The organism is Limnohabitans sp. Jir72 (genome assembly GCF_003063575.1).
Taxonomy (GTDB): domain Bacteria; phylum Pseudomonadota; class Gammaproteobacteria; order Burkholderiales; family Burkholderiaceae_C; genus Limnohabitans_A.
The window spans coordinates 13,087-25,930 of record NZ_NESC01000015.1 but is presented as its reverse complement, the minus strand read 5'-3'; the positions used below and the strand labels follow the sequence as shown (position 1 = coordinate 25,930).

11 protein-coding genes and 2 tRNA genes are annotated in these 12,844 nt (G+C 61.6%); all 13 read right to left on the bottom strand.

All coding sequences use genetic code 11. The features are described from left to right. Window positions 1-21 precede the first annotated feature (21 nt). The 13 genes from B9Z52_RS16335 to B9Z52_RS16275 all read right to left on the bottom strand — a co-directional run bounded on the left by B9Z52_RS16335 (window position 22) and on the right by B9Z52_RS16275 (window position 12,840). Window positions 22-1,701: an AMP-binding protein gene (locus B9Z52_RS16335; RefSeq protein ID WP_108414937.1), complete on the bottom strand. Its 1,680-nt coding sequence runs from the start codon at window positions 1,699-1,701 to the stop codon at window positions 22-24. Window positions 1,702-1,851: 150 nt separating this feature from the next. Next, window positions 1,852-3,036 (bottom strand): acyl-CoA dehydrogenase family protein, encoded by a 1,185-nt coding sequence (locus tag B9Z52_RS16330; protein ID WP_108414913.1) that lies wholly within the window; start codon window positions 3,034-3,036, stop codon window positions 1,852-1,854. Between the two features lie 3 nt (window positions 3,037-3,039). Continuing rightward, entirely contained in the window at window positions 3,040-3,900 is an 861-nt protein-coding gene (locus tag B9Z52_RS16325; RefSeq protein ID WP_108414912.1) for an enoyl-CoA hydratase family protein, read from the bottom strand. Continuing rightward, the gene (locus B9Z52_RS16320; RefSeq protein WP_108414911.1) at window positions 3,897-4,391 is read right to left on the bottom strand and encodes a MarR family winged helix-turn-helix transcriptional regulator; all 495 of its coding nucleotides are present in this window, start codon (window positions 4,389-4,391) and stop codon (window positions 3,897-3,899) included. The genes B9Z52_RS16325 and B9Z52_RS16320 overlap by 4 nt, the downstream gene beginning before the upstream one ends. Then, window positions 4,388-5,179, bottom strand: coding sequence for an SDR family NAD(P)-dependent oxidoreductase (locus B9Z52_RS16315; protein ID WP_108414910.1), 792 nt, complete (start codon window positions 5,177-5,179; stop codon window positions 4,388-4,390). Before B9Z52_RS16315 ends, B9Z52_RS16320 begins: the two co-directional genes overlap by 4 nt. A 120-nt stretch (window positions 5,180-5,299) precedes the next feature. After that, the gene (locus B9Z52_RS16310) at window positions 5,300-7,633 is read right to left on the bottom strand and encodes a bifunctional salicylyl-CoA 5-hydroxylase/oxidoreductase (protein ID WP_108414909.1); all 2,334 of its coding nucleotides are present in this window, start codon (window positions 7,631-7,633) and stop codon (window positions 5,300-5,302) included. A gap of 164 nt (window positions 7,634-7,797) precedes the next feature. Beyond that, window positions 7,798-7,874 (bottom strand) — tRNA-Arg (locus B9Z52_RS16305). Between the two features lie 64 nt (window positions 7,875-7,938). Next, a tRNA-Pro gene (locus tag B9Z52_RS16300) sits at window positions 7,939-8,015 on the bottom strand. 55 nt (window positions 8,016-8,070) lie between these two features. Further along, window positions 8,071-8,763: a glutathione binding-like protein gene (locus B9Z52_RS16295; protein WP_108414908.1), complete on the bottom strand. Its 693-nt coding sequence runs from the start codon at window positions 8,761-8,763 to the stop codon at window positions 8,071-8,073. 94 nt (window positions 8,764-8,857) lie between these two features. Beyond that, entirely contained in the window at window positions 8,858-10,117 is a 1,260-nt protein-coding gene (locus B9Z52_RS16290; protein ID WP_108414907.1) for an acyl-CoA dehydrogenase family protein, read from the bottom strand. A gap of 31 nt (window positions 10,118-10,148) precedes the next feature. Next, window positions 10,149-11,234: a phosphotransferase gene (locus tag B9Z52_RS16285; RefSeq protein ID WP_108414906.1), complete on the bottom strand. Its 1,086-nt coding sequence runs from the start codon at window positions 11,232-11,234 to the stop codon at window positions 10,149-10,151. A 49-nt stretch (window positions 11,235-11,283) separates the two neighbouring features. Beyond that, complete coding sequence (locus B9Z52_RS16280) at window positions 11,284-12,003, bottom strand: Crp/Fnr family transcriptional regulator (protein ID WP_108414905.1); 720 nt, start codon at window positions 12,001-12,003, stop codon at window positions 11,284-11,286. Window positions 12,004-12,060: 57 nt separating this feature from the next. Beyond that, window positions 12,061-12,840, bottom strand: coding sequence for an oxepin-CoA hydrolase, alternative type (locus B9Z52_RS16275; protein WP_108414904.1), 780 nt, complete (start codon window positions 12,838-12,840; stop codon window positions 12,061-12,063). Window positions 12,841-12,844 lie beyond the last annotated feature (4 nt).

Genomic DNA, 12,844 nt, shown 5'->3' with positions numbered 1-12,844 from the left:
CTAAAGATCTGTCCCGCAAAGTTATTTGTTGACTGAAATTTGACGCAGCTTGAAGCGCTGCAGTTTGCCGGTTTCGGTGCGGGGCAAGGCGGCCAAAAAGACCACTTTGCGCGGGTACTTGAACGGGGCGATGGTTTGCTTGACGTGCTCTTGCAGGGCTTTTTCCATGGTCTCGTCGCCCGTGTGGCCGGACTTGAGCACCACATAGGCCTGCACGATGTGGCCACGGTCTTCGTCGGGCATGCCGACCACGCCGCATTCGGCCACGGCCGGGTGTTGCAGCAAAGCGCCTTCCACCTCGGGGCCTGCGATGTTGTAGCCCGCCGAGATGATCATGTCATCGTTGCGGGCCTGGTAGCTGAAGTAGCCGTCGGCGTCCATGACAAAGGTGTCGCCAGGCAGGTTCCAGCCGTCTTTCGCATAGTCTTGCTGGCGCGGGTCGGCCAGGTATTTGCAGCCTGTGGGGCCGCGCACCGCGAGCCGCCCCACGGTGCCGGGCGGCACAGGCTGCATGTCGTCACCCACGATCTGCGCCACATAGCCGGGCACCACTTGGCCAATGCTGCCGGGGCGCACTTGCGAGCCCGCGCTCGAGATGTAGATGTGGATCACTTCGGTGCCGCCAATGCCGTCGGTCATTTCGATGCCCGTGGCATGCTTCCACAGCTGGCGGGTGGTGTCGGGCAAGGCCTCACCTGCCGAGACGGGGTGCTTAAGGCTCGACAGGTCAATGCCTTTGGCCAGCGTTGCCATCTGGCGGTACATGGTGGGCGCGGTGTAGCACTGCGTGGCGCGGTACTTGGCAATGGTCTGCATCAAGGTCTCGGGCGTGTGCTTTTCCAGCAGCACAGTGCTCGCGCCATAGCGCAGCGGAAACGCCAGCAGACCGCCCAAGCCGAAGGTGAAGGCGATGGGCGGCGTGCCGCACACCACATCGTTTTCATCCATGCGCAAGATATGGCGCGGGAATAAGTCGCACATGGCCAGCACATCGCGGTGGAAGTGCATGGTGCCCTTGGGCTTGCCTGTGGTGCCGCTGGTGAAAGCGATCAGACACACGTCGTCGCGACTGGTGGCGTGAGGCGTGTACGCGCCACTTTGCTGTGCCATGCGCTGCTCCAGGCTATCGGGGGCATCGCTGCGGAACTGCACCAACTGCTGCAAGCTGGCCATGTGGCTGGCGTGGCCAGGCGTCATGCAGTGCTGCAGTTCGTCGGCCAGCAGGCTGTCGCACAGCGCGGCGCTGACCTGCGCTTTGTCGATGATCTGTGCCAACTCGCCCGCACGCAGCAGCGGCATGGTGGGCACCGCCACCAGCCCTGCCTTGAGCGCGCCCAGCAAGCAAGCGGCCATCATGGGGCTGTTGCCGCCGCGCAGCAAAATCCGGTTGCCGGGCACGAGGCCCATGTCTTGTGTCAACACCTGGGCGATGCGGTTGCTTTTGTCTTGCAACTGCGCATACGTCCAACTGAAGTCGCCACCACCTTTGTTGAAGTCGCTCACGCCATGCAGCGCGATGCGATCGCCTCTGCCGGCCTGCACATGCCGGTCCACCAGTTCTACCGCGCAGTTCAGTGTGTCGGGATAGTCCAGCTCGGGCCGGTTGGCGATGAACACGGGCCACTGCTCGGGCGGTGGCAAGCGGTCGCGTGTGAAAGTATCCACATGCGTGCTCGGTATAAGTGTGTTCCAGTCGTTCATGTCTTCTCCGTTTTTCTCGATCCGGTCACGGACAGTGAGTCCCTTGGTTGTTTTGTAGGAGCCCACCCCGTGGGCGATGATTTTTTTCAAGGCGTGTGCCACGTCCATCGCCCACGGGGTGGGCTCCTACAGAAGCATGGGCACCTGCATTCAACCTTTCAGCAAGTCTTTGCCGATGATCAGCTGCTGCACTTCGGTGGCGCCTTCGTAAATGCGCAGCGCTCGGATCTCGCGGTACAACGACTCGACCATCACGCCTTTTTTGACGCCCATGCCGCCGTGCATCTGCACCGCCATGTCGATGATCTGCTGGGCGTTTTCGGTGGCGGTCATCTTTGCCATGGCCGCTTCGCGGGTGATGCGACCGCCTTGGTCGCGCAGCCACGCAGCGCGATATGTCAAGAGCGTGGCCGCGTCCAGCATTGTGGCCATCTGGGCGATCTTGGTCTGGGTGATTTGAAAGTCGCCCAAGCTTTGCCCAAACATCTTGCGTGAACGCGCCCAGCTGATGGACTCGTGCAGCGCACGCCGCCCAAAACCCAAAGCGGCCGCCGCCACCGAGGTTCGGAACACATCGAGTGTGGCCATGGCGACCTTGAAGCCTTGTCCCGCTTCGCCAATGCGCTGGTTGGCAGCGACTTTGCAGTTGTCAAACTTGAGCGTGGCCAACGGGTGAGGGGCCACCACATCGATGCGTTCTTCAATCGACAGACCTGGCGTATCCGCATCGGCAATGAAAGCCGTGATGCCGCGTGCGCCAGGCGCTTCGCCTGTGCGGGCGAACACCACATAAAAGTCGGCGATGCCGCCGTTGCTGATCCAGGTCTTGCGGCCGTTGAGCACATAGCCGTCTGCCGTGGCCGTGGCGCTGCACTGCATGGCGGCCACGTCCGAGCCTGCATCGGGTTCGCTCAAGGCAAAGGCGCTCAAGGCCTGACCTGAGGCCACACGCGCCAGGTAGCGCTGCTTTTGATCGGCTGTGCCCATGAGGCTGATGGCGCCTGTGCCCAAGCCCTGCATGGCAAACGCGAAGTCAGACAAGCCGTTATGGAAAGCCAGCGTCTCGCGCAGCAGACAGAGCTGACGGGTGTCGATCACGTCTGACGCTGCGCCATAGGCCGTGCCTGACACTGCATGCTTGAGCCAGCCGCCTGCGCCCAGCAGGCGCACCAGGCGGATGCATTCGGCATCCACCGCATCGCGGCTTTCGTCGTGGTGTGCGTGGGCCAGGTGCTCTTGGCACCAAGTGTCCAAGCGCACTTTGAAGTCGCGGTGGCTGTCGTCAAAGAAGGGCCAGTCGAGTTCTGGCGGGTGATTGGCTGTGTGATTTGACATGACTCAGTCCCCTTCAAAAACAGGTGTTTGCTTGGCCACAAAGGCGTGGTACGCCCGGTGGAAGTCGTTGGTGGCCATGCAGATGGCTTGGGCCTGGGCTTCGGCTTCGATGGCTTCGTCCACGCCCATGTTCCATTCTTGTTGCAGCATTTTTTTGGTGATGCCGTTGGCAAAAGTGGGGCCTGCCACCAGCTGGGCGGCGATGGCTTGCGCATCGGCCAACACGGTGCCTGCCTCGCACACGCGGTTGTAAAAACCCCAGCGCTCGGCCTCCAGCGCGCCCAGGCCACGCCCGGTGAACAGCAGTTCGCTCGCACGCCCTTGGCCGATGATGCGCGGCAAGAGCGCGCACGCGCCCATGTCGCAACCAGCCAAGCCGACCTTGTTGAACAGAAAAAAAGTCTTGCTGCGCTCGGTGCCGTAGCGCAGGTCTGAGGCCATGGCCAGGATTGCGCCTGCGCCCGCGCACACACCGTCGATCGCTGCGATGATGGGTTGTGGGCAAGCGCGCATGGCCTTGACCAAGTCGCCCGTCATGCGGGTGAAGGCCAAGAGGCCGGGCATGTCGAGTTGGGTGAGCGGGCCGATGATTTCGTGCACATCGCCACCCGAGCAGAAGTTGCCGCCCTCGCCCGTGATGACCACGGCGTGGATGTCAGGTGCATAGGGCAAGGCGCGGAAAAAGTCACGCAGCTCGGCATACGAATCGAACGACAGCGGGTTCTTGCGCTCAGGGCGGTTCAGGCTCACCGTGGCCACACCGTCTTTGACGGACAGCAAAAAATGCTCGGGCTGGTAACTCGCCATGGGCTGGTTGTGGCGGGGCAGCTGGTGCGGCTGGCCGGGCAGGTAGCGTTGGCTCATTTTGTCTCCTTCGATTGTGTGGGGGTGCCGGTCTTCAAGGTGCCCAGCAATTGATGCAGTTGTGATTGTTCGCTTTCGGCCAAAGGGCCTAACAACTCGACCACCCAGCCCTCGTGCGCCAGGGCCATGGCCGCAAATGCGCTGCGCCCGGCCTCGGTCAGGCTGACGGTGTAGGAGCGGCGATCGCTGGCCTGCATTTGCCGCTGCACCAGTTGTTCTTTTTCGAGCTGGTCGACGATGCTGGTAACGTTGCCACCCGTGACCATCATGCGGCGCGACAGCTCGCTCATTGACAAACCTTGCGGCTCGCGCTCGAGCTGCGCCATCAGGTCAAAGCGTGGCAGCGTGATGTCGAACTGCTCGCGCAGCCGCTGGCGGATCGTGTCTTCGATGCGGGTGGTGGCCGAGAGCAGGCGCAACCACAGGCGCAGTGAAGCGTGATGGTCAGCGTGCGCGCGCACTTCCATGTCAGTGTCTTGTCGTGCGCTCATGACACCAACTCCCCACCATCGATGGCAATCGATTGACCGTTGATCGCGTCGCTGCCCGCAGCGCACAGCCACAGCACGCTTTGCGCCACTTCGAGCGGCTGCACCAGGCGCTGCTGCGGGTTGCTGGCGGCCAGCGCTTGGCGCGCTTCGGCCTGGCTCTTGCCGGTTTTGGCCACGATGTTTTGCACCGCTTCGCGCACGATGTCGGTCTCGGTGTAACCGGGGCAAATCGCGTTCACCGTCACGCCCTTGCGGGCCAATTCGAGGGCCAACGCTTTGGTCAGGCCCACCACGCCGTGCTTGGCGGCCACATAGGCGCTCACATAGGCATAACCTTTGAGGCCTGCTGTGCTGGCGATGTTGATGATTCGCCCGGGCGTGCCTGCTTTGGCCGCTTCGAGCATGCCGGGCAGCACGGCCTGGATGCAGTGGTAGGTTCCTGTGAGGTTGACGTTCAGCATCTGCTGCCACAGCTCGGCATCGGTCTTGGCAAAGGGCGCACTGTGCGCCTGGCCCGCGTTATTGACCAGAATGTTCACCGGGCCAAAGCGGGCCTGCGCTTGCTGCACCGCCGCTTGCACGGCGTGTTCGTCAGTCACGTCCATGGGCGCAATCAGCACCGCCACGTCGGGCACTTGCGCACGCAGCGCCTCGGCTTGCGCCTGCAGCTTGTCTTGCGAGCGGCCACACAGGGTCAAGCGGCAACCCGCTTGCGCGAGCTGCAACGCGATGGCCGCACCAATGCCTGCACCCGCGCCTGTGATGAGGGCGTGGCGGTTGCTCAGCATGCTTTGCCCCCTGTAGGAGCGGCGCCCTCGCCGCGATGGACGCCCATTCGCGACGAGGGCGTCGCTCCCACAAATTCAAATTGCAAGGAAGTTGAAGCCCCCCCACGTGAATTCAACATCTCAATCCCCCTTTGTCGCAGCCTGCTGGGCACGTTCGCGGGCAAATCCTGCTTCGAGCTGGGGCTTGCCCGAAACGTAAGCACGCGGCCAAGCGATGTCTTTGAAGCCGATACGTGCGGCTTCGGTCAAGGTCCAAGCCGGGTTGGCCAAGTGCGGGCGGGCCACGGCGCACAGGTCAGCGCGGCCAGCGGCCAAGATGCTGTTGACGTGGTCAGCTTCACTGATGGCACCGACCGCGATGGTGGCGATGCCCGCTTCTTGGCGGATGCGGTCGGCAAAGGGGGTTTGGTACATGCGGCCGTAAGTGGGCCTTTGCTGCGCACTGACCTGACCCGATGAGCAGTCGATCATGTCGGCCCCTGCGGCCTTGAAGGCACGGGCGATCTCGACCGCGTCGGTGGGTGTGATGCCGCCTTCGACCCAGTCGTGCGCCGAGATGCGCACCGACATGGGCAGGTCCTTGGGCCACGCAGCGCGTACGGCGGCGAACACTTCGAGCGGGTAACGCAGGCGGTTTTCGAGCGAGCCGCCGTATTCGTCTGTGCGTTGGTTGGTGAGCGGGCTGATGAAGCTCGACAGCAAGTAGCCGTGGGCGCAGTGCAACTCCAGCCAGTCAAAACCTGCTTGGGCTGCGCGCTGCGTGCTGGCCACAAAGTCGGCCGTGACGCGGTCCATGTCGGCGCGCGTCATGGCACGGGGCACATCGCCATGGAGCAAATAGGGTTGCGCCGAGGCTGCCAGCAATGGCCAGTTGCCTTCCGCATCGTCAGCGGGCACAGGCTGGTCCATGCCCGCGCCTTGCCAAGGGCGGCAGGTCGAGCCTTTGGGTCCGGCGTGACCGATCTGCAGGCCAATCTTCGCGTCAGACTTGGCATGCACCCAGTCCACTATTCTTGCAAAGTCGGCGGTCTGCTGCTCATTCCACAATCCCGGGCAGCCGTGCGTGATGCGGCCATCCATGCTGGGCGCGGTCATCTCGACCATCACCAGCCCGGCGCCGCCCATGGCGCGTGCGCCCAGGTGCACCAGGTGGTCGTCGCCCACGCTGCCGTCCACGGCCATGTATTGAGCCATGGGCGAGACCACCACGCGGTTCTTGAGCGTGACCGAGCGCTGGGTATATGGGGTGAACATGGGCGGGCGAATGCCCGGCTTGGCTGTGCGGCCCGCAAACCAGGCCTCGTAGCCTTCCAGCCAGGCTTTGTCGCGCAAACGCAAATTCTCGTGGCTGATGCGCTGGCTGCGGGTGAGCATGGAGTACATGAACTGCTCAGGTTCGAGCTGGTCACAGTAGCGCTCGCCGCACACCTCGAACCATTCCATCGCATTCCAGGCGGCGTTTTGCAAACGGATCACGTCGATCTCGCGCACGGCTTGGTAATGTTTCAACACTTCCGGAATGCGGTCGGCGGTGTCGCCCAGCGCCTTGAACTGGCGCACCAACTCAATGGCGTCTTCCAGCGCGAGCTTGGTGCCCGAGCCAATGGCAAAGTGCGCGGTGTGCACCGCGTCGCCCATCAGCACGACATGGCTGTTGCCGTTGAAGCTTGACCAGTTGGCGCACTTGACGCGCTGGAAGTTGAGCCACGCCGAGCCACGCAGGTGGCGGGCATTGGTCATCAACTTCTCGCCTTGCAGGTTCTTGGCAAAGAGCTTTTCGCAGAAAGCGATGGACGCGTCGGGGTCGGCTTTGTCCAGGCCGTGCGCCAGCCAAACGTGTTCGGGGCACTCGACGATGAAGGTGGAAGTCTGGTTGTCGAATTTATAGACGTGCGCCTGAAACCAACCGTGCTCGGTCTTTTCAAACAAAAAGGTGAAAGCGTCGTACTGGCGGTTGGTGCCCAGCCAGATGTAGCGGTTGGGGCGCGTGACGATGTCGGGTTGGAAGACCTCGGGCAAACGGCTGCGCACACGCGAGTTGATGCCGTCGCTGGCGATGATCAGGTCGGCGTCGGGGAAGTCGAGATCGGACTGCACGTCTTGCTCGAACAGCAGCTTCACGCCCAGCTCTTCACAACGCACTTGCAGGATGTTGAGCAGCTTCTTGCGGCCAATGCCCACGAAGCCGTGGCCACCCGAGCGGATCACTTCGTCCTTGAAATGCAGCTCGATGTCGTCCCAGTGGTTGAAGGCCTGCTCCACCTCGGCAGCGGTATGGCTGTCCCACTGGCGCATGTTTTCCAGCGTTTGGTCAGAAAACACCACGCCCCAGCCAAAGGTGTCGTAGGGCTTGTTGCGCTCTACCACCGTGATGTCGTGGTGGGGGCCGAGCTTTTTCATCAGCAACGCAAAGTACAAACCTGAGGGACCGCCGCCGATGCACACGATTTTCATGCCGATTCCTTATCAATCAAGCTTAAATATTTTAGGCTTGAAGTAATTCTGCGGATTGAATGTCAGAAAGGCATCGGGATAAACCCGTGACAAGTGTTGCTGACTTGAAAATCGAAGCGAAAAGCGGTGTCGCCACGCACGCCGAGAAAGGGAAAAGGGGAGTTTGGCCTGTCCGACAGGAATCGAACCTGTGACCCACAGCTTAGAAGGCTGTTGCTCTATCCAACTGAGCTACGGACAGTTGCAAAAACAAAAAAGGCCCTGACGGGCCTTTGATGCTAAGTGCCCTCGCGGGTCTTAAGGAATGGTCGGAGCGGCGGGATTCGAACTCGCGACCCTCTGCTCCCAAAGCAGATGCGCTACCAGGCTGCGCTACGCTCCGACTGCCGTTATTCTAACCAGCAAATGGCCCATTGTTGGGCTGGCATCAAAAATCTTCAGCGTTTTTTGTACTGCGCGGCACCAAACAGGGCCTGTTTGGCCTTGTCGTCCAGCAAGGGCTTGCGTGCGTCGGCCAGAACCTGCACGGCTTTTTGAACCGCAGGGCGTTCGGCGATGCGGTCAAACCAAGCTTTGAGGTGCGGGTAATCGGCCCAGTCGATGCCTTGGTTTTGCCAGCTGCGCAGCCACGGAAAGATCGCCATGTCGGCAATGGAATAGGTTTTGCCTGCGATCCAAGGCTGGCTTTGCAGCTGCTTGTCCATCACGCCATACAGGCGCTTGGCCTCGTTGGTGTAGCGGTTGATGCCGTACTCGATTTTTTCGGGCGCATAGATGCGAAAGTGGTGCGCCTGGCCCAGCATGGGACCCACGCCGCCCATCTGGAACATCAGCCACTGCAGCACCTCGTATTTGGCGCGGTCGCTCTTGGGCATGAACTTGCCAGTTTTGGCCGCCAGGTAAATCAGCATCGCACCCGACTCGAAGATCGAGATCGGCTTGCCGTCCGGGCCGTCCGAGTCCACCAAGGCGGGGATCTTGTTGTTGGGGCTGATTTTGAGGAATTCGGGTTGGAACTGGTCGCCCGTGCCGATGTTGACGGCATGCACGCGGTAGGGCAGTTTGCACTCCTCCAGCATGATGTGGATTTTGTGGCCGTTGGGTGTGGGCCAAGTGTAAAGATCAATCATCGGCAAATCCTTCAAGACAAGAAGTACACATCATCGCAAAAAAAGGCCTGCCACACCGGGGTGGAGCAGGCCGTCTTGCAGGGGGCTGGTGTGATCAGCTGCCGCGTGTGATGGGCATGTCCACTTCACCCGGCATGGCCAATTGCTTGGCCAGCTCCAGCTTGGCCAGCGAGTTGCGGTGCACCTCATCTGGGCCGTCGGCCAAGCGCAGCGTGCGCTGGTGGGCGTAGGCATAGGCCAGCGGGAAGTCTTGCGACACACCGCCACCGCCGTGGGCCTGGATGGCCCAGTCGATGATTTGGCAAGCCATTTGCGGGGCCACGATTTTGATCATGGCGATCTCGGCCTTGGCGACCTTGTTGCCCACGGTGTCCATCATCGAGGCCGCTTTGAGTGTGAGCAAGCGGGCTTGCTCGATCATGCAGCGCGACTCGGCAATGCGCTCTTGCCACACCGTCTGGCGGGCCACTTCGCGGCCAAAGGCCACACGGCTGTTGAGGCGTTTGCACATGAGTTCAAGTGCACGTTCAGCGCAGCCAATGGTGCGCATGCAGTGGTGAATGCGGCCAGGGCCAAGGCGACCTTGGGCGATTTCAAAACCACGGCCCTCGCCCAACAGCAAGTTGCTGGCGGGCACGCGCACGTTTTTCAGCAGCACCTCCATGTGGCCGTGTGGGGCGTCGTCGTAGCCGAACACCGACAGGGCGCGTACCACGGTGACGCCGGGGCTGTTCGCAGGCACCACGATCATGGACTGCTGCTCGTGGCGACCCGCATCGGGGTTGGTCTTGCCCATGACGATGTACACCGCGCAGCGTGGGTCACCCGCACCGGACGACCACCACTTGCGACCGTTGATGACGTACTCGTCGCCATCGCGGCGGATTTCGCATTCGATGTTGGTCGCGTCGGATGACGCCACATCGGGCTCGGTCATCAGGAAGGCCGAGCGGATCTCGCCGCGCAGCAAAGGCTCCAGCCATTCGTCTTTGAGTTCTTCGCTGGCGTAGCGCTCCAGCGTTTCCATGTTGCCCGTGTCGGGTGCCGAGCAGTTGAAGATTTCGGCAGCAAAAGGCACACGGCCCATGATTTCGCACAGGGGGGCGTATTCGAGGTTCGACAGGCCTTGGGGTGCGCGTGGCGACTTGGGCAGGAACAGGTTCCACAGGCCGGCCTTGCGGGCCAAGGGCTTGAGTTCTTCAACGATCTTGGTTGGAATCCAGGCGTTGCCTTTGGCTCGGTTTTCGGCAATTTCGTCGAAAAAGCGCTGCTCGTTCGGGTAGATGTGCTCGTCCATGAAGGCCAGCAAGCGCGCTTGCATCTCCTTGACCTTGGGGGTGTATTCAAAATCCATGGGGTGTCTCCTTGTGGGTCAGGGGTAAAAATCAGAATTTGCAGGCGAATTGCCAGGCCAGCTCGGCCATGGGTTTGGCACCTGCGCCGGAAGTCTTGGCCTGGTCGCTGGAGGCAGTGCCGTCTTCGACGCGTTTGGCAATGCCTTGCAAGATGGCCGCGATGCGGAACATGTTGTAGGCCAGGTAGAAGTTCCAATCCTTGGCCAGCGCTTCGGGGGTGGTGAACCCTGTGCGCTCGCAATAGCGGCGGATGTACTCGGCCTCGGACGGGATGCCCAAGGCGGCGAAGTCCAGGCCGCCAATGCCACGGAATGTTCCTGGGGTGATGTGCCAGGCCATGCAGTGGTAGCTGAAGTCAGCCAGTGGGTGGCCCAGTGTGGACAATTCCCAGTCCAGCACCGCCAGCACGCGAGGCTCGGTGGCGTGGAACATCAGGTTGTCCAAGCGGTAGTCGCCGTGCACGATGCTGACCAGGGTTTCGCTTTTTGCGCTGTCGGGGATGTTCTTGGGCAGCCATGCCATCAGCTGGTCCATCTCGGGGATGGGCTGGGTGACGGAGGCCACGTACTGTTTGCTCCAGCGGCCAATCTGGCGTTCGATGTAGTTGCCGGGTTTGCCGTAACTGGCCAGGCCTTGCTTGGCGAAGTCGACCTTGTGCAGGGCGGCCATCACGCGGTTCATCTCGTCGTAAATGTCACCGCGCTGGGCAGGCGTCATGCCTGGCAAAGATTGATCCCAAATGACGCGGCCTTGCACGAACTCCATGACATAGAACGCGCGGCCGATGACCGACTCGTCGTCGCACAGCACGTGCATTTCGGCCACCGGCACGCCAGTGCCGTGAAGGCCTTTCATGACCGCAAATTCGCGCTCGATGGCGTGTGCCGAAGGCAGCAGCTTGGCCACGGGGCCGGGCTTGGCGCGCATCACGTACTGGCGCGTGGGCGTGATGAGTTTGTAGGTGGGGTTGGACTGGCCGCCCTTGAACATTTCCACGCTCAAAGGGCCAGCAAAGCCCTCGAGCTTGGCACTGAGCCAAGCTTCAAGGGCAGAGATGTCGAAGGCGTGGGAGCCCGTGACAGGCCGGGTCCCCACGAAATGATCAAAAGCACTCATGGGGCACCTGTGTCCGCTGATGTCAGCGGTGATTGATAAAAATGGCGGCTCAGTGATCCGCGTTCACGATGGCCAACAGACCCTCGCGGTCCAACACGACCAGACCACCCGGCTCGATGCGGATGATGTGCTCGCGTTCCATTTGCTTGAGTTCCTGGTTGACCCGCTGACGCGATGCGCCCAGCAGTTGTGCCAGCTCCTCCTGCGCCAGTTGCAAACTGATGCGAATCGCCTTGGCGTCCGACAAGCTGGGCGTGCCGTAGCTGCGCAGCAAGTGGTTGAGCTGTTTGGCCAAGCGCGCACGCAAGGGCAGTGTGTTGAGGTCTTCCACCAAACCGTACAACTGACGAATGCGACGCGATTGCAAGCGCAGCATGGCCTCGGAAAACTCGACGTGCTGCGACAGGATTTTCTTGAAGTCGGCCTTGGCCACATTCAAGGTGGTGGTCTCGCCGTGCGCGTAGCAGTCGTGCGTGCGGCGATCCCCGTCGAAGATCGACACATCGCCAAACCAGATGCCTGGCTCCACATAGGTCAAGGTGATCTGCTTGCCCGAGACCGAGGTCGAGCTCACGCGCACCGCACCCTTGGCGCAGGCGATCCACTGCTCGGGAGGATCCCCCCGTGCAGCGAGCATGTCGCCGTCCTTGAATCGTTTGACGTAAGCGCATCGAAGTATGTCGTGCCGAAGCGATGGTGAAAGGGTTGAAAACCAGCGACCGTTGTTGATCGCTTCTCTTTCTTCCATTGTCAGAATGGGTTCGTCCATGGGCTGTCTTTTCAGTGACTGGTAAATGGTTTTTTGTCGCCTGGGGGACCGGGCGGCTTATTCGTATTGCGGCGTTTGCTTGTTCAAGAACGCAGCAATGCCGATGCCGGCGTTGTTGTGGTGCAGGTTCTTGACGAAGTGGTCGCGTTCACGGCCCAGTTGGGCTGTGAGTGTGCTGCTGTCGGCATCGGCCAACAATTCCTTGATGCTGGTCAATGCATTGGGTGCTCGGGCATTGAGTTGGGCTGCCAGTTGCAGCGCGGTGTCCAGTGCCTGGCCTGCATCACTGAGCCGGTTGACCACGCCCATTTGTTGCAGGCGTTCGGCACCAATGCGCTCACCGCACATGAGCAGTTCGGTGGCCAGTTGGCGCGGCACCGCGCGTGACAGGCTCCAGCTGCCGCCGCCATCGGGCGACAAGGCAATGGAGCTGTAGGCCATGACGAACACGCTGTTGCGGGCGGCCACGATCATGTCGCAGGCCAATGCCAGTGAGAAACCGGCACCGGCCGCAGGACCTTCGACGGCCGCGATCACGGGCTTGGGGAAGGTACGGATCGCTTCGATCCAGTTGTGCAGGCCTTCGATGCTTTGCGCTTGGTGCTCGGGCGGCAGCTGGCGGTTGTTTTGCAAACGCTGCAAATTGCCGCCTGCGCTGAAGATGCCGTTCGCGCCGGTGATGACCACGCTGCGCACGTCCGGGTTGGACTCGGCGACGCTCAGGGCTTCCACACCTGCGGCGTACATCTCGGGCCCGAGTGCGTTGCGAAACTCCGGGTTGCTGAGGGTCAGGACCAGGGTCTGGCCTTCGCTGGTGCTGAGCAGTTGAGCGGTCATCGGA

What these genes read in the sequence shown, in the direction of transcription:
- B9Z52_RS16335 (WP_108414937.1), bottom strand. Translation starts at nt 1,701, where the DNA reads ATGAACGACTGGAACACACTTATACCGAGCACGCATGTGGATACTTTC.
- B9Z52_RS16330 (WP_108414913.1), bottom strand. Translation starts at nt 3,036, where the DNA reads ATGTCAAATCACACAGCCAATCACCCGCCAGAACTCGACTGGCCCTTC.
- B9Z52_RS16325 (WP_108414912.1), bottom strand. Translation starts at nt 3,900, where the DNA reads ATGAGCCAACGCTACCTGCCCGGCCAGCCGCACCAGCTGCCCCGCCAC.
- B9Z52_RS16320 (WP_108414911.1), bottom strand. Translation starts at nt 4,391, where the DNA reads ATGAGCGCACGACAAGACACTGACATGGAAGTGCGCGCGCACGCTGAC.
- B9Z52_RS16315 (WP_108414910.1), bottom strand. Translation starts at nt 5,179, where the DNA reads ATGCTGAGCAACCGCCACGCCCTCATCACAGGCGCGGGTGCAGGCATT.
- B9Z52_RS16310 (WP_108414909.1), bottom strand. Translation starts at nt 7,633, where the DNA reads ATGAAAATCGTGTGCATCGGCGGCGGTCCCTCAGGTTTGTACTTTGCG.
- B9Z52_RS16295 (WP_108414908.1), bottom strand. Translation starts at nt 8,763, where the DNA reads ATGATTGATCTTTACACTTGGCCCACACCCAACGGCCACAAAATCCAC.
- B9Z52_RS16290 (WP_108414907.1), bottom strand. Translation starts at nt 10,117, where the DNA reads ATGGATTTTGAATACACCCCCAAGGTCAAGGAGATGCAAGCGCGCTTG.
- B9Z52_RS16285 (WP_108414906.1), bottom strand. Translation starts at nt 11,234, where the DNA reads ATGAGTGCTTTTGATCATTTCGTGGGGACCCGGCCTGTCACGGGCTCC.
- B9Z52_RS16280 (WP_108414905.1), bottom strand. Translation starts at nt 12,003, where the DNA reads ATGGACGAACCCATTCTGACAATGGAAGAAAGAGAAGCGATCAACAAC.
- B9Z52_RS16275 (WP_108414904.1), bottom strand. Translation starts at nt 12,840, where the DNA reads ATGACCGCTCAACTGCTCAGCACCAGCGAAGGCCAGACCCTGGTCCTG.